Source organism: Citricoccus sp. K5 (assembly GCF_902506195.1).
GTDB lineage: Bacteria > Actinomycetota > Actinomycetes > Actinomycetales > Micrococcaceae > Citricoccus.
On record NZ_LR732817.1, the window covers coordinates 351,788 to 373,448 of the forward strand.

Consider the following 21,661-nt stretch of genomic DNA (forward strand, 5'->3'; position numbering starts at 1 on the left):
CACGCCGTGGAGCCGAGAATCTGGTGATGGTGGCCAATGACGCAGTACCCGCATGATCAATTCGACGATGTCCCCGCCTACCGGGACCGCAAGGGAACCCACCGGGCCGACCCCTCCCTGACGACCGGTTCCTCGGGCCTGGTGGGAATCTCCGCCGCGGCCGCCCTGGCCCTGGCCGTGGGAGCCTTCTCCTTCCTGGTCCTGCCCTCGCTGTTGCCCTCCGACCCGGCCAACGCGGGGGCCTCCGCCAGCGCCTCAGCTACGGTGGAGGCCCCCGCGGAGTCCACCGGGCCCGAGGCCAGCCCCTCCGGCGAGATGACCTCCTCACCGGAGGATCTCGAATCCTCGGAGCCCTCCGAACCGGCCGAGACGGCAGCATCCGAGGAGACGTCCTCCGCCGAGTCTGATCCGGCTGCGTCCGATCCTGCCGAGTCCGAAGCGGCCGCCGACACCGGGGACACCTCCGCACCCGTCGAGGTCTACAACGCCTCCTCGATCGGTGGCCTGGCCGGCCGGGTCTCCGGCGCCCTGTCCTCCGGCGGCTTCACCGTGGCCGGCTCCGGGAACTGGCAGGGCTTCTCCGTGTCCGGCTCGGCCGTGTACTACTCGCAGAACGAGACCACCGCCCAGGCCGTGGCCGCCGAGCTGGGCCTTCCGCTGGTCTACGAGGCGCGCGTGCCCGGCGTCGCCGTGGTGCTCAGCTCCGACTACGCCGGCTGATTCGCCCACACGCTGAAAAGCCGTCCCACAGACCGGCTGCTGTTTGCACTCGGAGGGTGCGAGTGCTAAATATGGACTTAGCACTCTGAGGTTGTGACTGCCAAAACCCGCAGGCATGCGGGTGGTCGTGGCCTCGGAGCAGACCTGAACGTGGTGAGGCCCGGCTCCGGGCCGTCCGTCGCGGGCACTGCACAGGTCAGTTGAACACTGCCAAGCAACGCCAAGGTCCAGAAAGGACAGTGCACACATGGCCAAGACCATTGCATTCGACGAAGAGGCGCGCCGCGGCCTGGAACGGGGTCTGAACACCCTGGCCGACGCGGTCAAGGTCACCCTCGGCCCCCGCGGCCGCAACGTGGTGCTGGAGAAGAAGTGGGGCGCCCCCACGATCACCAATGACGGTGTCTCCATCGCCAAGGAGATCGAGCTCGACGATCCGTACGAGAAGATCGGTGCCGAGCTCGTCAAGGAAGTTGCCAAGAAGACTGACGACGTCGCCGGTGATGGCACCACCACCGCCACCGTGCTGGCCCAGGCCCTCGTCAAGGAAGGCCTGCGCAACGTCGCGGCCGGAGCTGACCCGCTCTCCCTGAAGCGCGGCATCGAGAAGGCCGTGGCCGCCGTCATCGAGGAGCTCGTGGCCTCCGCGAAGCCGATCGAGACCAAGGAGCAGATCGCCGCCACCGCGTCCATCTCCGCCGCTGACACCCAGATCGGCTCGCTCATCGCCGAGGCGCTGGACAAGGTCGGCAAGGAAGGCGTCGTCACCGTCGAGGAGTCCCAGACCTTCGGCCTGGAGCTCGAGCTGACCGAGGGCATGCGCTTCGACAAGGGCTACCTCTCCGGCTACTTCGTCACTGACGCCGAGCGCCAAGAGACGGTGCTGGAGGATCCCTACATCCTCATCGTCAACTCCAAGATCTCCACCGTGAAGGACATGGTCGCCCTTCTCGAGAAGATCATGCAGTCCGGCAAGTCCCTGCTGATCATCGCCGAGGACGTCGAGGGCGAAGCCCTGGCTACCCTCGTGGTCAACAAGCTCAAGGGCACCTTCAAGTCCGTGGCCGTCAAGGCTCCGGGCTTCGGTGACCGCCGCAAGGCCATGCTGGCTGACATCGCCATCCTCACCGGTGGCCAGGTCATCTCCGAAGAGGTCGGCCTGACCCTGGAGAACGCCGGCATCGAGACCCTGGGCACCGCCCGCAAGGTCGTCATCACCAAGGACGAGACCACCATCGTCGAGGGTGCCGGCGATGCCGAGCAGATCGCCGGCCGAGTGGCCCAGATCCGCGCCGAGATGGAGAACACCGACTCGGACTACGATCGCGAGAAGCTGCAGGAGCGCCTGGCCAAGCTGGCCGGCGGCGTGGCCGTCATCAAGGCCGGTGCCGCCACCGAGGTTGAGCTCAAGGAGCGCAAGCACCGCATCGAGGACGCCGTGCGCAACGCCAAGGCAGCGGTGGAGGAGGGCATCGTCGCCGGCGGCGGCGTGGCCCTGACCCAGGCCGGTGCCAAGGCCTTCGGCAAGCTCTCCCTGGAGGGTGACGAGGCCACCGGTGCCAACATCGTCAAGGTCGCGATCGAGGCCCCGATGAAGCAGATCGCCTTCAACGCCGGCCTGGAGCCGGGCGTCGTGGCTGCCAAGGTCCGCTCCCTGCCGGACGGTCATGGCCTCAACGCCGCCACCGGCGAGTACGAGGACCTGCTGGCCGCCGGCGTCAACGATCCGGTCAAGGTGACCCGCTCTGCCCTGCAGAACGCCGCCTCGATCGCCGGTCTGTTCCTCACCACCGAGGCCGTCGTGGCCGACAAGCCCGAGCCGGCTGCGGCCATGCCGGGCGGCGACGACATGGGCGGTATGGGTGGCATGGGCGGCATGATGTGATCCAGTGACCCCTGAGGTTCACTGAGCGCCCAGCTCTCACGGGACCCCCGCCTTCTCGCTTTCAGTCGAGTTGGTGGGGGTCCCGGCGTTTAACACCCACGCCAACTCGACTGACAACGAGGGGTCAGCGGGTCCAGTGCCGCGCGGTGGGATGCAGCTCAGCGGACAGGTTCCGCCGGGCATGGCGCTCCCAGAGCCTCGCGCCGGTGGTGGTCCGGTACAGGGGGTCCAAGGCCAGCAGGGACTGGACGACGCCGGCCCGCCCGGTGGCGAAGTCAGCGTCGGGTACGTGCGCGAAGTCCTGGCGCACGGCCGAGAGGTAGCGGGCATAGTCCCCCCGGGAGCGGCCCAGCACCTCCAGGTCGGCGTCACTGAACACCGCCCCCGTCCGGTCGCCCGGGTCCGGATCATGGGTGGCGGTCATCCGCACGAGCCGTGCCGTCTCCTCGATCTCCGGATCCGGCAGCCCCACCTCGGACAGGGCCTGTTCGGCCAGCACGGCGGAGTCCTCCTCGTCCTGCCCCTCCGGCAGGGCCGGGTCGCCACGGTAGACGGCATCGTGAAACCAGGCGGCCAACTTCACGCTGCGCGTCCACCGGCCGCAGTCCTCGCCGTGTCTGACCAGCACATCGATGGCTCTGAGCACGGCGAGCAGGTGCGAGCGGTCGTGGTAATGCCGGTGCGGCTCGGACCACCGGGCCAACAGATCCGCCACCACCGGTTCCCGCTCCAGGGGAGAGGTCCCGGGAAACAGCCGATTGAACCGCTGGGTCAGGACCTTGTCCAGCTTGCCTGCCCGTTGGGCTGCCGGGATGCGCAGTCCGGAGGCCACGAGCCGGCGGACCAGATCCGCACCGCTGACCTCCTCGGCGCCCCGTGCCACCAGCTCCGCATAGCGCTCCACGGGGACGTCATAGTGGTCACCGTCGAAGGCGCGCCGGGAGATGCCGGCCGCCGACGCGAAGGCGTGCAGTTCCTCGAGGGAGCGGTCCGAGACCAAGTGGGAGAACACGGTGCCGTGGGCCGGCCACCGCGCCGGATCGATCAGCACCGTCATGCAGCCCATCCTAGTTTTCCGTCGACTTGGTGTGGGCATCTCGACACCCGCACCAACTCGGCTGAACGCGTGGGGCGTGGGAAGGGAAGGAGGGTCAGCCGCGGAACATCGAGGCGTTGGCCGTCTCGGCGTCCAGGTACTGCTGGGCCGCATGGGTCATGGCGCCACGGATGGACACGAGGGACTCCTCCACCCGGGCCTGGGTGGCCCGCCATTCCGTGAGGATGGCCTGGAAGTTGTTGGCTGCCTGTCCGCGCCAGGTGTCCTGGAGCTGACGGAGGTTGGCCTCCATGGCGTTCACCTCGGTCTGGAGGCGGCCGATGGAGGACTCCACGGCCTGACTCTTGGCCATGAGGTCTTCGGTGTCGATCTGGACGAGTGCCATGTTCTCTCCTGCGGGGCTGGGGGCCAGCACGGAACGGTGTTGTCCCGGCTGATCCCACGCTAGGCAAGCGCACTCCTCGATGGGGCCGGCGGCTACCCGGATGTGGAGGGCGGGCCGGAACCTGGCGGCTGTGGAGGACGCGGCGGAATGGCCAGGGGACCGGTCGAGGTGTCCTCTGGGACGCCCGGGGTTTCGGACTCCGTCTCGCCATCGGGGGCCTCTCCATCCTGAGGCAGATCATCCTCGTCCGCCGCGGGGTCAACCCAGGGCATCCGCACCGACATGGTGGCCCCACCGCCGGGGGTCTGCTCCAACCGGACGGTGCCGTCGTGCTGAGCCACGATGGCCGCCACGATGGCCAGCCCCAGACCGGTGCCGCCCGTCTCGCGCTGCCGGGAGGAGTCGGCCCGGTAGAAGCGTTCGAAGACGCGGGAGGCATCCTGCTCGTCGATGCCTGGTCCGTGGTCCCGGATCTCGATCACGGAATCGCGGGATCCGTGCACCTGCCGGCCGTCGGCGTGGACGGATCCGGGGAGCACGTCCACGGTGCCCACGGCGATCTCCAGCGGAGTCCCCGCCGGGGAGTACCGCAGCGCGTTGGTGACCAGGTTGGTGACCACCTGGCGGATCTTGCCCTCGTCGCCGAGCGTGGGTGCGGAACCGGCGCGGCCGCCGTCGAGCCCCTCAAGGCTGATCTCGCGGTCCGGGGCGTTCACACGGGCGTCCAGGACGGCGTCGTGGGCCAGGAGCATGAGGTCCACCGGCCGGTGCTCGAGCGGGCGCTGCTCGTCCAGGCGGGCGAGGGTGAGGAGGTCCTCCACCAGCTGGCCCATGCGCTTGGCCTCGCCCTCGATCCGCCCCATGGCCGCACCGACGTCGTCCGGGTCGCTGATCCCGCCGTGGCGGTACAGCTCGGAGAATCCACGGATCGTCACCAGCGGGGTGCGCAACTCATGCGAGGCATCCTGGATGAAACGGCGCATGCGCTCCTCGGACTGCTCCTTGGACCGGAAGGCCGTCTCGATGTGGGCGAGCATGGCGTTGAGGGAGCGGGACAGGCGGCCGACCTCGGTGTCCGGGGCACCCATCTCCACACGGCGGGACAGGTCCCCGGCAGCGATCTGGGCGGCGGTCCGCTCCACCCGCAGCAGGGGCTTGAAGGCGCGCGTGGTCACGGCGTAGGCGATGACGGAGGCGCCGGCGGTGGCCAGCAGGCCGATGGTGACCACGAGGGAGGTCACCCGGTCCACGGAGTCGTGGACGGGCTCCAGCGGCAGGGCGATGGCCAGCGAGCCCTCACCGGAGGCCAGCCGGTACATCGTCACCCGCCAGCCGCGGGAGGTCTCCGTGGTCCCGGGGACGTCGAAGGCCTCGTTGTTGCGTTCCAGAACCTCGTCGGCGGTCAGCGAGGGGACCACCGGGCGGTCCTCGTTGGCCCCGGTGAAGGAGGAGTTGGTGGTGGTGTTGCCCGCGTTGTCCTGCAGCTCACCGTAGAAGCGCAGGATGGACTGCGGCGAGGAGAAGTACCCCGTGTCCGTCCCCAGGCTCGTCAGGTAGACCGAGACGTTGTTGCGGTTGGCATGGAGGTCGTCGTCGATCTGGCGGACGAGCTCCTGCCGGAACAGGGAGGCGGTCAGGGCGGCGGTGACGATCACGGCCAGGAGCATCAGGCCGGTGGTCATGACCACCAGTTGCGTCCGCAGGGAGGAGGTCTTCCAGAGCCGGGCGAGCTCGTGGAACGGCCGGAAGCGCCCGGCGCGGTTCACGGTTGCAGGCATGCGTTCAAGGATACGGATCCCCGGGGCCGGTCACCCCGGCCGCCAGAGGGGACCGGCCGGATCAGCGCTTGTCCGCGGAGCGCAGCAGGTAGCCGACGCCGCGCTTGGTCTGGATCATGTCCGGCAGGTCGGCGCGGTCGATCTTGCGGCGCAGGTAGGAGATGTAGGACTCCACGATGGAGGCGTCGCCGTTGAAGTCGTACTCCCAGACGTGGTCCAGGATCTGCGACTTGGACAGCACCCGGTTGGGGTTCATCATCAGGTAGCGCAGGAGCTTGAACTCGGTGGGGGAGAGCTCCACGACCTCGCCGGCGCGGCGAACCTCATGGGCGTCGTCATCGAGTTCCAGGTCGTCCACGCGGAGGATGGCCTCGTCTCCCTCGGCCGGGGCGGTGCGGCGCAGCACGGCGCGGATGCGGGCCACCACCTCGTCCAGGGAGAACGGCTTGGTGACGTAGTCGTCCCCGCCGACGGTCAGGCCGGTGACCTTGTCCTCCGTGTCATCACGGGCAGTGAGGAACAGCACGGGGAAGTGGCGGCCGGCGGCGCGGAGCTTGCGGGTCACGGTGAAACCGTCCATGTCCGGCAGCATGACGTCCAGCACGGCCAGGTCCGGTTGCTCCTTCTCGGCAGCGGCCAGGGCGTCACGTCCGTTGGCGGCCGCGACCACCTCGAATCCGGCGAACCGCAGGGAGGTGGAGAGGAGCTCGCGGATGTTCGGCTCGTCATCCACGACCAGGAGCTTGGCTTCGGGTTCCTTTGACTTCATGTCTCCATCGTCCACCCGTTCGCTGGACGTTTGCTGAATGCCTGCTGGATGCATCGGGCTGGCGTCCGGCTCAGCCCGGCGTCAGGTCCCCGGCATCCAGGATCGTGTACGAGTAGCCCTGCTCGGCCAGGAACCTCTGGCGCTTCTGGGCATACTCCTGATCCAGGGTGTCCCGGGACACCACGGTGTAGAAGTGCGCGGACTTGCCATCCTCCTTGGGCCGCAGCAGCCGACCCAGCCGCTGGGCCTCCTCCTGCCGGGACCCGTAGGACCCGGAGACCTGGATCGCCACGGACGCCTCCGGCAGGTCGATCGAGAAGTTCGCGACCTTGGACACCACCAGCACGCCGATCCGGCCCTCGCGGAACTCGCCGAAGAGCCGCTGGCGTTCGGCCACGGAGGTGGCCCCCGTCAATACCGGCGCCTCCAGCAGTTCGCCCAACTCGGCCAGCTGGTCCAGGTACTGCCCGATCACCAGCACCTGCTCGCCGGGGTGCCGGGCCACCAGAGACCTCACCACCGGCAGCTTGATGTCCGAGGAGGAGCACAGCCGGTACTTGTCCGCATCCTCGGCCATCGCGTAGGCGATCCGCTCGTCCCGCGGCAGTTCCACGCGGACCTCGATGCACTCGGCGGGCGCGATGTAGCCCTGGGCCTCGATGTCCTTCCACGGGGCGTCGTACCGCTTCGGCCCGATCAGGGAGAACACCTCGGACTCCCGACCGTCCTCCCGCACCAGGGTGGCGGTCAGCCCGAGCCGGCGCCTGGCCTGCAGGTCCGCCGTCATCCGGAAGATCGGAGCGGGCAGCAGGTGCACCTCGTCATAGATGATCAGCCCCCAGTCGTGCCCGTTCACCAGTTCCAGGTGCGGGTAGAGGCCGCCGCGCTTCAGGGTCAGCACCTGGTAGGTCGCAATGGTCACGGGGCGCACCTCCTTGACGGAGCCCGAGTACTCGCCGATCTCGGCCTCTGTCAACGTGGTGCGCTTGAGCAGCTCGGCCTTCCACTGCCGCGCCGAGACGGTGTTGGTCACCAGGATCAGCGTGGTCGCGTTCGCCGTGGCCATGGCACCCGCGCCAACCAGGGTCTTGCCGGCGCCGCACGGCAGGACCACGACGCCGGACCCGCCGGCCCAGAAGTTCTCCACCGCCAGGCGCTGGTAGGGACGCAATCGCCACGGTTCCGCGGGCTGGGCGCCGGCCGGGCCGGCGTCGGGCACCTCCCCGGTGTCCGGCACCTCGGTGAGGCCGATGGGATAGGGGGTGCCGTCCACATAGCCGGCGAGGTCCTCGGCGGGCCAGCCGAGCTTGAGCAGCTGCTGCTTGAGCTGGCCGCGGCTGGCGGCGTGCACCACCACGGTCTCCCCGTTGATGCGCGGTCCGAACATCTCCGCGGTCTTCTTCGCGTGCAGCACCTCCTCGAGCACGGGGTAGTCGTCCGTCCGCATCACGAGGCCGTGGACCGGGTCGTTCTCCAGGCGCAGCCGGCCGTAGCGGGACATGGTGTCGTCGATGTCCAGCAGCAGGGCATGGGGGACCGGATACCGGGAGTAGGTCAGCAGCACGTCCAGCACGCGTTCGGCATCCACCCCGGCGGCCCGGGCGTTCCACAGGCCCAGGTTCGTGATCCGGTAGGTGTGTACGTGCTCCGGTGCGCGCTCCAGCTCGGCGAAGGACGCGAGGGCGTGCCTGGCCTCGGTGGCCTGGGTGTGGTCCACCTCCAAAAGCACGGTCTTGTCCGACTGGACGATCAGGGGGCCATCGGCCACGGGTGCTCCTTCGGTACGGCGGGGATACTGGCGGTCAGGTGCGGCATCGACTGCGCCAGTGAATCACACCGTGGTGGCCGAGACGATCCGGTGCAGCGGCACCACCGTCTCGGCCTCACGGTCCGGAACGAGGCAGCGGACGCGTCCGCCGGCGACGGCCAGGGGCACCACGCGGCGGGACTGGCGCTGGCCCCGTTGGTCCACGGTGACGAGGTCGACCTCTGTCCGCTGGCGCGCGGCCTGGTGCAGCACGGCCACTGCCTCTTCGGTCCCCGCGCCGCTCGGGGCCGGCTGAGGGGCTGACCGCAGCCGGGCGATCTGTGCGGCCAGCTCCTCCTCGGATGGCGACCAGCGCACGGCACGCACCGGTTCCGGGAAGGTGCCGCCCCCGGCGTGCGCGCGCGGTGCGGATCCGGATGGGCGGTCGTCGTGGGGCGCTCCGACCGGGGCGGACCCGGCCCGGTGCCCGGCCTCCGTCAACATCCGGTGCAGGGCCGCCGGACCGACGCCGGCCACCACCACGGTGGGTGCCAGCCGTTCCAGCCGGGCCGCGGCCAACGCCGGATCGGCGACGATGACATCCAGCAGGTCCTCGTCCTCGGAACGCAACCAGGCACCCATGGCCCCGACGGTGAGCGTGCCGTGGCGCCGGGCCACGTCCCGGATCAGGTATCGCAGCGACTGGGGGATCTCGTCCTCGGAATGGTCCTCGAGGTAGGCCTCGAGCTCATCGGCGGTCGATCCCGACTCCAGTGCCCGGTGCAGTGAGGCATCCGAGAACCGGTAGACCCGCGCGGTGCCATCACCCTCGACCTCGGCCATCGCCGCCAGCCGCCCGGCCACCTCCGGGTCCAGGTAGCCCGGGGCCACGGCAGTCAGGTCGCCCTGCAGGCGCACCCGGGTGAGCGGGGCCGGCAGGGCGGTACCGACGGCGGCGGCGGCCTCGTCGAGCCGTCCTGCCGCCACGAGTGCCCCGGCAGCGGTGAGAGCCCCGGCGCCGACCAGACCCAGCCGTTCGGCCTCCGCCAGCAGGGGGAGGGTGAAGGCGGCGCTGCGGGCGTGCTGCCGGGGTCCGCGCCACCGCTGGCGGTCCGGCACGGCTTCGTCCAACCGGGTGCTGGGCCGCTCATCGGAGACCTCCAGGGCTGCCTCGAGGACGGCCGCGCGGAGGCGGGGCGCGTCCGGGCGGTTGCGGTCCGGGGCCAGGGCACGCCCGGAGGCGGCGCCGCCCACCGTGGCCGAGGTGACCGGTACCGGACCGAGCATCGGTGCGCGGCCGCTGGTCAGCCAACCGGCGACGAGGGCCTCCCACTGCACCTGGCGTTCGCTGCGCCGCCAGTCCGGGACCGTGGCGGCGGGGACCCAGATGGAGGTGTCCGGGTCCAGGATCACGAGACCGGCGGACGCCAGTAGCTCCAGCAGCCAGGAGACGTCCTCGGGGGTGCCTCCCACGGCGTCGGCCAGCCGCTTCAGGTCCCGCACCCCCACCCCGCCGGAGCGCAGGGTCGGCAGCCCGCCGGTCATCGCCTCCAGGAGGTCGGCGGCGCCGCGCAACAGGTCGCCGACGGCTGCCAGGGCGGCGTTGCGGGACAGAGCCGGGTTGATGGCACGGCCGGGCGGAGCCGGCGGCTCAGGGTCAACGGTGCGTCCGGCGGTCCCGTGACGCCAGGCCAGCCCGGCTTCCAGCGGGTGTTCGGCCAGGGATTCCGCGGAGCCGGGCCGGTCAGCGCCCAGCGGCACCAACAGGCCGGTGCGCAGGAGCGCCTCATGGACGGGGCCCGGCGGCTCCGGGACGCGCGCGACGGGCGAGGACTGGAGTGCATCCAGTGCCGCGGTGGCACGGCTCAGGAGATCGCCCTGGACCGCCTCACGGCCAAGCAGGGCCAGCACTCCCTCACGGTCCGCAGGCAGGACCATCTCGGAGCCGAGGGCCGCGGCAGTCCGCCCGAAGGACAACGGGTGGGGGCCCAGCGCGGCGGCGACCGGCACCGGGACACGCCAGCCGGCGGAATGCTCCACCACCAGGGCGGCCTCGGCGAGATCGTGCACCAGCGCGCTGACCGCCGCGAGGCGAGCTTCATCGGGGGCTGTGCCGGAGAGTGACGGAGCCGTGCCGTCCGTGAGGAACGAGGCGAGCCGGGAGAGCGCGACGGTGGGGCCGGCGTCGGGCCCGGTGGATGGCGGCTTGCCCAGGACTGTCAGGACGGCCATGCCTTCGAGAACGTCCAGATGGGCGCGGTCCAGGCCGTCCAACGCTCGCAGGACGGACATCTGCGTACTGGCGCGGGCCGCGAGGGCGGCGAAGTCGGGGACGGGCGGGTGGCACAGGTCCGGACGCAGCGAGAACAGCCGCTCCAGGCGATGGTCCGGCCACCCGGAGAGGTGGTCCGTCAGCGTGGCGGCCCTCATGCGCACCGGGGCCGGGTCAGGCGCGGCGTCTCAGGACGGCCTTGGCCACCACATAGGTGAGCATCAGGACGAATCCGAGGGGGAGGCCGTAGAGGCCGAACCAGTAGAAGAGGGGCCAGGCCGTGACACTGAGGAAGTAGGAGACCAGCAGCAGCACCGTGGCCGCGAAGGAGACCGCGGTCAGGGTGGCGCCCACGATCAGCAGGGCCCTCAGCCAGGGTGAGGTCTCTGAGGTGGACGGGGCCGCGGTGGTGGGGGAGCCGTGGATACGGGCGTCGGGGGAGACGATGGGGCGAGCGGACATGGCCGCCAGTCTACGCCGGGTGCGTGTTGGGGTCCTCGGAGGGGAAGCCACGGGGGGATCTCCGCGGGTGAGAGGGTATCCTGAGAGGGTTACAGACTTTCCCTTCCGACCGGCACGGGCCGCGGCACAGTGGAGCAGGGCCGCCCGGACCACGACGTCCGAGGACAGGACCAGCCCGCGAGCCGGCAGCGCAGCCAGGGCCCGGGGGCCCGCCGGACCACGAGGGTCCGCGGCCACCGAAGTGGCCCGGGGCGATGATCCGACCGGGCTGCGGCGGCACGCCGACAGGGCCGGAAGGGGCACCCAGGAGAGATAAGGACATCAAGAATGCCGACCGGCAAAGTAAAGTTCTACGATTCGACCAAGGGCTTCGGCTTCATCCACACGGATGAGGGACACGAGGTCCACCTGCCCGCCTCCGCACTGCCCGAGGGCGTGACCGAGGTCCGGGCCGGAACCCGTCTGGAGTTCGGTGTGGCCGAGGGCCGCCGCGGCCCCCAGGCCCTGAGCGCCCGCATTCTCACCGATGGTCCCTCCGTGGTCCGGGCGACCCGCCGCAAGCCGCAGGACATGGCCGTGGTGGTCGAGGACCTCATCAAGTGGATGGATATGGCGTCCAACAGCCTGCGCCAGGGTAAGTACCCGCAGAAGGCCCAGGCGGAGAAGATCGCCATGGCCCTGCGCAAGGTGGCCGATGAACTTGAAGCCTGAGACCTCCGCCCCTGAGGACGCCGGGGCAGACCCAACGGATGAGTCGTCCGCAGCCGGTGCTGACGGCGCAACTGCCCCCGAGACCGTGCAGTCCGCGGGCCGCTCCGTGCGGATCCCGCCGAAGCCGACGAGGGCACCGCGCAAGCGCACCCCCAAGCTGGACGAGCTGCTGGCCGCGGCCGTGGCCGAGGCCCGGGCGGCGCTGGAGGGCCTGGCCGAGGACGGGGACATCGGTGAGCACGTGGGCACCGTGGCGGACGACGACCGCCTGGTCACCCACCGCTTTGCCGCGACCCTGTCCGGCTACGGCGGCTGGGAGTGGTTCGCCACCCTGTCCCGGGCACCCCGCAGCAAGGTCGTCACCGTGTGCGAGACCGGGCTGCTGCCCGGGGCTACGGCGATCCTGGCCCCCGACTGGCTGCCGTGGTCCGAGCGCGTGAGCCAGGAGGAGAAGATCCGCCTGGACGCGATCGCCGCCGGGGAGGACCCCGAGAAGGCCGTGGCCCGCGCCCAGGGCGAGCTGCAGGACGAGCAGGATCAGCAGGATCAGCAGGAGGAGTCCCGGGACGAGGACTCCGCACCGCAGGGCTGAGGGCCACAGAACCGGCCCGAAGGACAACGACGGCGGCGCACCCGGGTGGGTGCGCCGCCGTCGTTCTCTGTCAGGTGTGCCTCAGGCCCAGGGCGCTCAGGAGAGGCGCTCGACGACGTGGTCGATGCAGGCCAGCAGGGCCGTGACGTCATCCGGGTCGATGGCGGCGAAGGTCGCGATGCGCAGCTGGTTGCGGCCGAGCTTGCGGTACGGCTCCACGTCCACCACGCCGTGGGCCCGCAGGATGGTGGCCACGGTGGCGGCGTCGACGCTGTCGTCGAAGTCGACCGTGGTGATCACGGCGGACCGGTCCTCCGGGCGGGTGACGAACGGAGTGGCGAAGCTCGAGCCCTCGGCCCAGGTGTAGACCCGGTTGGAGGAGTCCGCGGTGCGGGCCGTGGCGAAGTCCAGGCCGCCGTTGGAGTTCATCCACTGGATCTGGTTGTCCAGCATCACCAGGGTGGCCAGGGCCGGGGTGTTGTAGGTCTGGTTCTTGACCGAGTTGTCCACGGCGGTCTTCAGGTCCAGGAAGTCCGGGATCCAGCGACCGGAGGCCTTGATCTCCTCCACCCGGGCCAGCGCCGCGGGGGAGAAGAGCGCCAGCCAGAGGCCGCCGTCCGAGGCGAAGTTCTTCTGCGGGGCGAAGTAGTAGGCGTCGGCCTGGGAGACGTCCACCGGCAGGCCTCCGGCGGCGGACGTCGCGTCCACGAGCACCAGGGCGTCATCCGCGGCGCCGGACACGCGCTGCACGGGAGCAGCAACGCCGGTCGAGGTCTCGTTCTGCGGCCAGGCGTAGACGTCCACGCCCTCCTCGGCCTGTGGCTCGGGGCGGGTGCCCGGCTCGGAGGTGAGGATGGACGAGGCCTCCAGGAACGGGGCTCGGTCCGTGGCCTTGGCGAACTTGGAGCCGAACTCACCGAAGGAGAGATGCTGGGCCCTGCTCCGCACCAGGCCGAAGCTGGCGGCGTCCCAGAAGGCGGTGGAACCGCCCACGCCGAGGATGACCTCGTAGCCCTCCGGGGCGGAGAACAGCTGCGTCAGGCCCTGACGGACGCTGCCGACCAGGTTCTTGACCGGTGCCTGGCGGTGGGAGGTGCCGAGCAGCTTCGAACCGGCGGCCACCAGGGCCTGCACCTGGTCCGCGCGCACCTTGGACGGACCGGCACCGAACCGTCCGTCCTGCGGCAGCAGGTTCTGGGGAATGGTCACCTCGGGTGTGCTCATGGGATCTCCTGACGTGTCGGTAGGTCTCGGCCGGGCCGCGAAAGGCCATTCTCCCGCACGGTGGGGCACGAGAGCGCCACGTGTCGGGTAGGCCCTGCTCGGCCCGTGGCGGAACTCGCCCCCCGATCCGGGCCGCACGACTAGGATGGATGGTGGACTGCCCGCGCCCACCACGGGCGGTGGGCAGTGACGGACACGACGCAACGTTGGGGACCTGGAGAGGAACATCAGCCGTGACGGACCTGATCGATACCACCGAGATGTATCTGCGCACCATCCTCGAGCTTGAGGAGGAGAGCATCGTCCCGCTGCGCGCCCGCATCGCGGAGCGCCTGGATCATTCCGGTCCCACCGTGTCCCAGACCGTCGCCCGCATGGAACGTGACGGCCTGGTGCACGTCCGCAATGACCGACACCTGGAACTGACCGAGGACGGCCGCGAGAAGGCCGTGGGCGTGATGCGCAAGCACCGCCTCGCCGAACGCCTGCTGGCCGACGTCATCGGCCTGGACTGGGCCTATGTGCATGAGGAGGCCTGCCGCTGGGAGCACGTCATGAGCGAACAGGTCGAACTGCGCCTGCTCGAGCTGCTCCACAACCCGGCGGAGTCGCCCTACGGGAACCCGATCCCGGGCCTGGGCCACCTCCAGGTCCCGGCGCCGGGTCACGAATCCCCGTTCGACCGGGGCGAGCGGCTCTCGGCCGTGTCCAGTCAGCCCGGCCGCTACACCGTGGTGCGCCTGACCGAGGCCATCCAGACGGACCCTGAGTTGCTGGGAGAGCTGGCGCTGGCCGGTGTCCGCCCCAACCAGGACATCGAGATCGTGGCAAGTGACGGATATGTCACAGTCCGGCCCGCGGAGGCCGTCGAGGGCGGGGTGGCGCTCGAGGTGAACGGGGAGACCGCCTCTCACATCATCGTGGAGCGTCGCCAGCTCTGAACCACGGTGGCTGACGGGTCAATTGCGGGTGACCAGCGGCGTTGTGGCATGATGTGAGGCGGTGCAGGCCGCGCCAGGCCTCGGCCGGCGGCGAGCAATGAAGGTTCAGGTTGGTGGACCGGCGTGGCAACCACGCCGACGGGCCACCGGAACCCGTTGAAGAAGACAAAGGCGTTACAGCTTCTGCACCGATTCGTGATCTGGCATTGACCAGAGAATCCGCGGAATCACGCGGTTTTCAGCACGATCTACCGGGTTCTCCCCATTCCCCGTGACCTCAGCGTGACATCTATAAACTTTTGATATACCTTGGATCCAGCGCTTCGGACAGTCCTGATCGAAGCGACAGACCGTTGGTTTGCCATTCCCCCCGCGATCACGGTGCACACAGCAGTCGTCAATCATGGCGGGGGCGGGCTCTGTCCGTAGGCACGTGAGAGAGGTATTTACGTGTCGAAGCGCAGCTCCGCAGCACGCCACCGCGCCGTTCCGGCGAATTCCAACCCGCTGGAGGCCATCTCCAAGGCCGTCTCGTCGAACGCCGGGACCGTCGGCCGCCAGGCCGCCGTCGTGGCCGCAGCCTCCGGGCTCGTGCTGTCGATCGGCATGCCGGCCCAGGGCGCAGCCCCGGCCGTGCGTGAGACCACCAGCATCCCGGCACCGGGCCTGGACATCGAGCGCGCCGCGGTGACCACCGTCAACGTCGCCGCTGCCAAGGACGCCAAGGTCGAGATCGACCGCGCCTCGGTCACGTCCAAGCCGGCACCCGAGCCCGAGCCCGAGCCGGCACCCGAGCCTGAGCCGGCACCGGAGCCTGAGTACACCGCCGCCTCCGAGCAGAACGAGTCCACGGAGCAGAGCGAGCAGACCGAACGGTCCACCTCCTCGGCCTCTTCTTCCTCCTCCTCTTCTTCCCAGGAGTCCGCCCAGGAATCCTCTCAGGAGCCCGCCGCGACCCAGGAAGCAGCTGCAGAGCCGGCCGCGCAGAGCTCCAGCGTCGGCGGCGTCGTGGGTGCTGCCTACGCCGGCGTGGGCGTGCCGTACGTCTACGGCGGCAAGACCACCTCCGGCTGGGACTGCTCGGGCTTCGTGTCCTGGGCCTACCGCCAGGCCGGGATCAACATCCCCTCCTCGACGTCCGCCATCCGTGGCTCCGGGCTCTTCGTCCAGACGTCCAACCCGAAGCCGGGCGACCTGGTGTTCCAGAACGGTGGCGGCCACGTGGGCATCTACGTCGGCAACGGCCAGATGATCGGCGCCCAGAACCCCTCCGTGGGCACCTTCCAGCACTCCGTGACCCGGAACCCGCTGATGGGGTACTACACCTACGTCGGCTGACCACCGACTGCATGACCCGGCCCTGAGCGCCGGTGAATGACGACTGCTACGAGGGCCCCTCCGCATGGAGGGGCCCTCGGTCGTTTCCACCGTGAAGGGGATGTGAATGCCCCGTGAACACTCTCGGCGACACGCCCGGCAGCGGGGGTACGTGAGCCGCAGGGTGCCTCGGTGGCGCGTATCCTGAGTCTGATCGTCAACCCGATTCATCCCCGCAGACGCCGGATGGCCGGGTCGGTACCCGGCGGACGATCCGGCGCCCGCGGCACAGACGAAGCCGCGAGGTACGTCCCATGCGCACTCTGGTCCTGAATGCCGGCTACGAGCCGCTGTCCGTCGTCAGCTACCGGCGCGCCATCCTGCTGGTGGGCACCGGCAAGGCGAGCGTGCTCGCCGATGGCGGGGATCCCGTCGTCGGGCCCTCCACCACCGTGCGCCGGCCCGCCGTCATCCTGCTCACCCGGTACGTCCGCATCCCGCACTCCGATTCGACGCCCGTGTCCCGCCGCGGTGTCCTGCGCCGCGACGGTCATCTCTGCGCCTACTGCGGGCGGACCGCCACCACGGTGGACCACGTCCATCCGCGGTCCCGCGGCGGTGAGGACTCCTGGGAGAACCTGGTGGCCTGCTGCCTGGCCTGCAACAACGCGAAGGGGGACCGCACCCTGGCCCAGATCGGCTGGGGTCTGCGCGTCACCCCGGCGCGCCCGCGCGGCGCCCAATGGCGGATCCGCGAGTTGGAGAAGCCCGCCGAGCAGTGGACGGACTTCCTCGCGGCGGTGGCCTGATTCGGCTGCGGCTGGAGCTTTGGTAAGGCTGTCCACACCGGATCCGCAGAGCGCCCGGACCTAGACTGGTGCGGTGTCCGAGACCCAGCCCGCCGGCCCCACCGCCCCTGACGATGCAGCCGTTCCGGACGTCGCGCCACAGCCAGCCACCCTGTCCTCGACCACTGGGTGGCCAGCCGATCTGATGACCGCACTCGAGCTGGACGGCGTCCACCCGGACTTCGCCCGGCTGGCGCGGCTCGCCCGGAACGCCGCGGACGCGTCGGGGAACGACGGCGACGCGGCGGCCACCGCTTTCATCGCCGGCTACGCCGCGGGGCTGGCCGAGGGATCGGGGCAGGCCGGCTTCGACCGGGCCCACCGCGCGTCGCTCCGGGGAATCGAACGGCTGCTGGACCGGCCCACCCCGTGAGCATGGAACGCGCGGCCATGCAGGCCATGCGCCGGGCCAGCCACGGTGACCCCTCCGGCGGACGGCGGCTCCAACCGGGCACCATCCGGCGCTCCCTGGACTTCGTCCGCCGGTACAAGGGCAAGCTGGTCTTCTACCTGATGCTCTCCGTGGTCGGGGCGGTGTTGGGCGTGGCCTCGCCCATCCTGGCCGGTGACGTGGTGGACGCGATCGTGGGCGGCGGGAACGCCGACCGCATCGTCCAGCTGGCCCTGCTGATCGCCACCGTGGCTGTCCTGGACGCCGTCCTGGCCGTGGTGACCCGCTGGCTCTCCTCAGACCTGGGTGAGCGGATCATCTACGACCTGCGCACGGCGGTGTTCGACCACGTGCAGAAGATGCCGATCGCGTTCTTCATGCGGACCCGGACCGGGGCGCTGGTCTCGCGGCTCAACAACGACGTGATCGGTGCCCAGACGGCGATCTCGAGGACCCTGTCCGGCGTGGTGATGAACTTCGTCTCCGTGGTGCTCACCCTGATCGTCATGCTGACCACCTCGTGGCAGATCACCCTCGTCTCGCTGGTGCTGCTGCCGCTGTTCTTCATCCCCGCGCGCGTGATGGGCGGCAAGATCGCCGAGCTCAGCCGCAGCCAGGCGCACCGCAACGCCGCGATGGGTGACCAGATGACCGAGCGCTTCTCCGCCCCCGGCGCCACGCTGGTCAAGCTCTTCGGCCAGCCGCAGCGCGAATCGGCGGAGTTCGCGTCACGGGCGGACCGGGTGCGGGCCACCGGCGTGGGGATCTCCGTGCGCCAGTCCGTGTTCATGACCGCCCTGACGCTGGTCTCGGCGCTGGCCCTGGCAGCCGTGTACGGCGTCGGCGGCCTGCAGGCCTTGGCGGGCCAGCTCAACGCCGGCGATGTGGTCACCCTCGCCCTGCTGCTGACCCGCCTGTACGGCCCGCTGACCGGCCTGGCCAGTGCGCGGGTCGAGATCATGGGCGCCCTGGTCTCCTTCGACCGGATCTTCGAGGTCCTCGACCTGGAACCGCTCATCCGCGAGAAGCCCGAGGCGCGGGCCATCCCGGCCGGACCCATCACGCTCGAGGTGCAGGACGTCCGCTTCGCCTACCCGAGTGCGGACCAGGTCTCCCTGGCCTCCCTCGAGGACGTCGCGGTCCTGGACCGCCGGGGCGGCTCCGAGGTCCTGCACGGCATCTCCTTCACCGTGCAGCCCGGCCAGACCTACGCCCTGGTCGGCACCTCCGGTGCGGGAAAGTCCACCATCGCGTCCCTGCTCGCCCGGCTGTACGACGTCGGCTCCGGCACCATCCGCTACAACGGCACCGACCTGAGGGAGACCACGTTCGCGTCCCTGAAGGAGACGGTCGGGATGGTCACCCAGGACGGGCACCTCTTCCACGACACGATCCGCGGGAACCTGACCCTGGCCCGGCCCGAGGTCGGCGATGCCGAGATCTGGGACGCGATCGACCGGGCCCGGCTACGCGGGGTCGTGGAGGGCCTGCCGGACGGCCTGGACACCGTGGTGGGGGAGCGCGGCTACCGGCTCTCCGGCGGCGAGCGCCAGCGCATGACCATCGCCCGCCTGCTGCTGGCCGCACCGCGCGTCGTGCTGCTGGACGAGGCCACCGCGGCCCTGGACTCCACCTCGGAGAAGGCCGTGCAGGCCGCCCTCGCGGAGGCCCTGCAGGGGCGAACCGCCGTGGTGATCGCCCACCGGCTCTCCACCATCCGCTCCGCTGACCGCATCCTCGTGGTCGAGGACGGGCGCGTGGTGGAGGAGGGGCCGCACGAGGCCCTGCTGGCCGCCGGCGGACGCTATGCGGAGCTGTACCGGACGCAGTTCGACGATCCCTCCACGGACACACCGCGGTGATGTGGTGCCCCCGACTGGATTCGAACCAGCGACCTGCCCTTTAGGAGAGGGCCGCTCTATCCTGCTGAGCTACGGGGGCCAGGGACCGTGGACGCCAGGCCTTCAGCCCGGAGCGCCGGTCCACCAGAACATCCTACGCAACGATCACGCTAGCGAGGGTTCGGCGACCCTGCCGCGATCTGCGCCTTGCGCTCGGCAACCGAACGGCGGACCTTGCCGAGGACCATCAGCACCACCCAGAGGGCGATTGCCACCAGCAGCACCCACCGGGCCGAGGTGAAGGCCGAGGCCAGCCCGGCCCCCTCTCCACCGGCGTCCAGCGCCGACTCGATGAGCATGTTCTCCGCGATGTCCACCACGGCGAAGACGGCGCCGGCGGCGTACGAGAGCCAGCGGCCCCAGCCCCGCGGCAGGCACCAGGCCGCCACGGCGGACACACAGAGGAAGACGAACAGCGGGAAGATCACCCCGGCGGTCTTGTGCACCCAATTCAGCTGGCCGTGAGCCGCCTCGTTCATCGCCCCGTCGAGCTCCGCGAGGGCCGCCGTGTCATAGGTGAAGCGGTGGTCCGGCATCGGCAGCCCGCCGGACAGCGCGGACATCTGCGGCAACACCATGATGTGCAGGTAGAAGAACATGAACAGCGTGGCGCCGATCAGCGCGATGACGAGCATGCCCGGGCTGCCCTGCTGCCGGCCCGAGGCCTGCAGATCCTGTTTCACCTGGCTCACGGACACCTTGGGGTGCTTGACGGGCCCGACGTCGGCCGGACCCTTGGCCTGCCCCTTCGCCTGGCGCTGGGTGCCGGTCTGGGCCCGGGCCGGATGGCCGGCGGAGCCCTTCCTCTGGTTCTTCTTCTGCGACACGGTGAACCTCCAGCCTCGATTATCCCAGTTGTCCGGGACGTCCGTGGCCAGTCTCGACCGCCGTCCGGCGGCACGGTCTCCAGCCCCGCCCGGAGGCCCTTTCCCTGCTCCAGGAAAGTTTTTTCACCTCTGACCCATCCGAACCACGTGTGACTCCGAACACCCTGTACCGGAACAACGATGAGGAGATTGTCATGCGTAAGAAAATGCTCTTGGCCCCCGTGATCGCCCTGGGTGCCCTGACCCTGACGGCGTCCCCTGCCCTGGCCCACAGCGGCCATGGCGGCGAGGGGAGCACCACCGGCACCACGACCAGCACCCACGAGGGGGCCTGGTCCGGCCAGGCCACCCTGGATCCGCTGAACAACAGCGGCACCAGCGGGCAGGCCATGATCGAGCTGGACGGCAATGAAGCCACGGTCACGGTCAACGTCTCCGGGGCCGCGGAGACGTTCATGGACGGCCCGTTCCCGCACGCCCAGCACATTCACATCGCCAGCCAGGGCGTCTGCCCCACGCCGGAGGCCGACACCGATGGGGACGGCGCGATCAGCGTCCCGGAGGGCCATCCCTTCTACGGGGAGATCGGCACCTCCCTGACCACCGAGGGTGACACCAGCGCCGATTCGGCCCTCGCGATCGAGCGGTTCCCGGGCGGTTCCGCCTACAACTACGAGCGGACCTTCGAGCTCAATGACGCCACCGCCGCTTCCCTGGCGGACGGCACCGCCGTGGTGGTGGTGCACGGCGTGGACCCGACCAAGCTGAGCGCGGAGGCGCAGGAGAAGCCGAGTGAACTCGACCCGGCCCTTCCCCTGGCAGCCACCCTGCCGGCTGCCTGCGGCACGGTGAACGTCTCGCAGATGGGCCAGATGCCGGAGGGCGGTGCCGATACCGGATCGCCGGTCCAGCAGTCCGACACCTCCGGGATCTTCCTCGGCGTCGGTGCCCTCGCCGTGGCCGCTCTGGGTGGCGGCGCGTGGGCGGTCAGCCGCCGTTCGAGCCGCGCCTGACCGACCGGAGGCAGCCCACACCATGAAGTTCCCTACTACCGGTCGCCGCGCAGCCCTGGTGGGCTGCGCGGCGACCGCCCTCATGCTCATCGCCTCCTGCTCGGCACCGCAGGGCCCGTCCGGTGCGGAACACGCCGGGCCGGGCGAATCCTCAGCGAGCGCTGTGGCCGGACCTTCCGCGACGGCGTCCCCGACGCAGACGCAGACGCCAACACAGTCGCCGTCGCCGACGACGTCGCCCTCGGCTGCCGCCAGCGGATCCGCGGCCAGCGCTGACTCGCCGGAGCCCGAGCCGGAGGCCCTGCCGGCCTCGGAGCCGACCGCGATCTCCGTGCCGGGAATCAACGTCGAGTCCGAGGTGATGCAGCTCGGTCTGCAGGACAACGGGGTGATCGAGGTCCCGCCCTACAACCTGGGCTCCCCGGCCGGCTGGTTCGTCCACTCACCGACCCCCGGGGAGGTCGGGCCCTCCGTCATCCTGGGGCACCGCAACGGCATCGAAGGCGGTCCGGGGATCTTCGCCGACCTTCCGCAGACCGAGGTGGGGGACTCCATCGAGGTCACCCGGCAGGACGGCTCGGTCGCCACCTTCACCGTCTACCGCACTGAACTGTTCCGCAAGGACGAGGGCTTCCCCACCCTGGAGGTCTACGGCAACACCGAGGGGCCGGAGATCCGGCTGATCACCTGCGACGGGCTGAATCAGGAGACGGGGATGCTGGAGGACAACTTCATCGTCTACGCGACCCTGGACTCCTGAGGTCCGAGGGAAGGTCACCGGCGACGGCCGGAGATGTGGACGGACCCATCGGGCGTCCGGC

The 21,661-nt window shown here is 70.2% G+C and carries 20 protein-coding genes and 1 tRNA gene; 11 read left to right on the forward strand and 10 right to left on the reverse strand.

Annotated elements, in window-relative coordinates; translation table 11 throughout:
* Window positions 1–36 precede the first annotated feature (36 nt).
* The gene (locus BOSE125_RS18095) at window positions 37–720 is read left to right on the forward strand and encodes a LytR C-terminal domain-containing protein (RefSeq protein WP_159549053.1); all 684 of its coding nucleotides are present in this window, start codon (window positions 37–39) and stop codon (window positions 718–720) included.
* 247 nt (window positions 721–967) lie between these two features.
* Entirely contained in the window at window positions 968–2,605 is a 1,638-nt protein-coding gene (groL, locus tag BOSE125_RS01550) for a chaperonin GroEL (RefSeq protein WP_159549056.1), read from the forward strand.
* 124 nt (window positions 2,606–2,729) lie between these two features.
* On the opposite strand, the gene BOSE125_RS01555 is transcribed toward groL, so the two are convergent.
* The 7 genes from BOSE125_RS01555 to BOSE125_RS01585 form a co-directional block, all read right to left on the reverse strand.
* Window positions 2,730–3,662 (reverse strand): DUF4031 domain-containing protein, encoded by a 933-nt coding sequence (locus BOSE125_RS01555; protein ID WP_159549059.1) that lies wholly within the window; start codon window positions 3,660–3,662, stop codon window positions 2,730–2,732.
* 94 nt (window positions 3,663–3,756) lie between these two features.
* Window positions 3,757–4,047, reverse strand: coding sequence for a WXG100 family type VII secretion target (locus BOSE125_RS01560; RefSeq protein ID WP_115932983.1), 291 nt, complete (start codon window positions 4,045–4,047; stop codon window positions 3,757–3,759).
* 92 nt (window positions 4,048–4,139) lie between these two features.
* Window positions 4,140–5,825, reverse strand: a complete 1,686-nt coding sequence (locus tag BOSE125_RS01565; RefSeq protein ID WP_201301111.1) for a HAMP domain-containing sensor histidine kinase — start codon at window positions 5,823–5,825, stop codon at window positions 4,140–4,142.
* 61 nt (window positions 5,826–5,886) lie between these two features.
* Entirely contained in the window at window positions 5,887–6,594 is a 708-nt protein-coding gene (locus tag BOSE125_RS01570) for a response regulator transcription factor (RefSeq protein ID WP_115932984.1), read from the reverse strand.
* Window positions 6,595–6,664: 70 nt separating this feature from the next.
* The gene (locus BOSE125_RS01575; protein ID WP_159549062.1) at window positions 6,665–8,362 is read right to left on the reverse strand and encodes a DNA repair helicase XPB; all 1,698 of its coding nucleotides are present in this window, start codon (window positions 8,360–8,362) and stop codon (window positions 6,665–6,667) included.
* Between the two features lie 63 nt (window positions 8,363–8,425).
* On the reverse strand, window positions 8,426–10,771 hold the full coding sequence (locus BOSE125_RS01580; RefSeq protein WP_159549065.1) for a helicase-associated domain-containing protein: 2,346 nt from the start codon (window positions 10,769–10,771) through the stop codon (window positions 8,426–8,428).
* A gap of 16 nt (window positions 10,772–10,787) precedes the next feature.
* The gene (locus BOSE125_RS01585) at window positions 10,788–11,075 is read right to left on the reverse strand and encodes a hypothetical protein (protein ID WP_159549068.1); all 288 of its coding nucleotides are present in this window, start codon (window positions 11,073–11,075) and stop codon (window positions 10,788–10,790) included.
* Between the two features lie 327 nt (window positions 11,076–11,402).
* On the opposite strand from BOSE125_RS01585, the gene BOSE125_RS01590 reads away from it, so the two are divergent.
* Together BOSE125_RS01590 and BOSE125_RS01595 are read left to right on the forward strand one after the other, a co-directional pair.
* Entirely contained in the window at window positions 11,403–11,786 is a 384-nt protein-coding gene (locus BOSE125_RS01590; RefSeq protein WP_159549071.1) for a cold-shock protein, read from the forward strand.
* Window positions 11,770–12,378 (forward strand): DUF3027 domain-containing protein, encoded by a 609-nt coding sequence (locus BOSE125_RS01595; protein WP_159549074.1) that lies wholly within the window; start codon window positions 11,770–11,772, stop codon window positions 12,376–12,378. The genes BOSE125_RS01590 and BOSE125_RS01595 overlap by 17 nt, the downstream gene beginning before the upstream one ends.
* 96 nt (window positions 12,379–12,474) lie before the next feature.
* Here the strand turns inward: BOSE125_RS01595 and serC are convergent, their stop codons facing one another.
* Entirely contained in the window at window positions 12,475–13,602 is a 1,128-nt protein-coding gene (gene serC, locus BOSE125_RS01600) for a phosphoserine transaminase (protein WP_159549077.1), read from the reverse strand.
* Window positions 13,603–13,835: 233 nt separating this feature from the next.
* Here serC and BOSE125_RS01605 point away from each other — a divergent pair, with 233 nt between their 5' ends.
* The 5 genes from BOSE125_RS01605 (at window position 13,836) to BOSE125_RS01625 (ending at window position 18,961) form a co-directional block, all read left to right on the forward strand.
* On the forward strand, window positions 13,836–14,543 hold the full coding sequence (locus tag BOSE125_RS01605) for a metal-dependent transcriptional regulator (RefSeq protein WP_159549080.1): 708 nt from the start codon (window positions 13,836–13,838) through the stop codon (window positions 14,541–14,543).
* 450 nt (window positions 14,544–14,993) lie between these two features.
* Window positions 14,994–15,881, forward strand: a complete 888-nt coding sequence (locus BOSE125_RS01610) for a C40 family peptidase (RefSeq protein WP_236557762.1) — start codon at window positions 14,994–14,996, stop codon at window positions 15,879–15,881.
* A 293-nt stretch (window positions 15,882–16,174) separates the two neighbouring features.
* Complete coding sequence (locus BOSE125_RS01615; protein WP_159549083.1) at window positions 16,175–16,669, forward strand: HNH endonuclease; 495 nt, start codon at window positions 16,175–16,177, stop codon at window positions 16,667–16,669.
* 73 nt (window positions 16,670–16,742) lie between these two features.
* On the forward strand, window positions 16,743–17,081 hold the full coding sequence (locus tag BOSE125_RS01620; protein WP_159549086.1) for a DUF6457 domain-containing protein: 339 nt from the start codon (window positions 16,743–16,745) through the stop codon (window positions 17,079–17,081).
* Complete coding sequence (locus tag BOSE125_RS01625; RefSeq protein ID WP_201301112.1) at window positions 17,078–18,961, forward strand: ABC transporter ATP-binding protein; 1,884 nt, start codon at window positions 17,078–17,080, stop codon at window positions 18,959–18,961. Before BOSE125_RS01620 ends, BOSE125_RS01625 begins: the two co-directional genes overlap by 4 nt.
* A gap of 2 nt (window positions 18,962–18,963) precedes the next feature.
* Here BOSE125_RS01625 and BOSE125_RS01630 read toward each other — a convergent pair.
* Both BOSE125_RS01630 and BOSE125_RS01635 read right to left on the reverse strand, forming a co-directional pair.
* Window positions 18,964–19,040: transfer RNA gene (locus BOSE125_RS01630), tRNA-Arg, on the reverse strand.
* 70 nt (window positions 19,041–19,110) lie between these two features.
* The gene (locus BOSE125_RS01635) at window positions 19,111–19,827 is read right to left on the reverse strand and encodes a hypothetical protein (RefSeq protein WP_159549089.1); all 717 of its coding nucleotides are present in this window, start codon (window positions 19,825–19,827) and stop codon (window positions 19,111–19,113) included.
* A gap of 194 nt (window positions 19,828–20,021) precedes the next feature.
* Here BOSE125_RS01635 and BOSE125_RS01640 point away from each other — a divergent pair, with 194 nt between their 5' ends.
* Window positions 20,022–20,840 (forward strand): hypothetical protein, encoded by an 819-nt coding sequence (locus BOSE125_RS01640; RefSeq protein ID WP_159549092.1) that lies wholly within the window; start codon window positions 20,022–20,024, stop codon window positions 20,838–20,840.
* A gap of 22 nt (window positions 20,841–20,862) precedes the next feature.
* Window positions 20,863–21,600: a class F sortase gene (locus tag BOSE125_RS17830; protein ID WP_236557763.1), complete on the forward strand. Its 738-nt coding sequence runs from the start codon at window positions 20,863–20,865 to the stop codon at window positions 21,598–21,600.
* Window positions 21,601–21,661 lie beyond the last annotated feature (61 nt).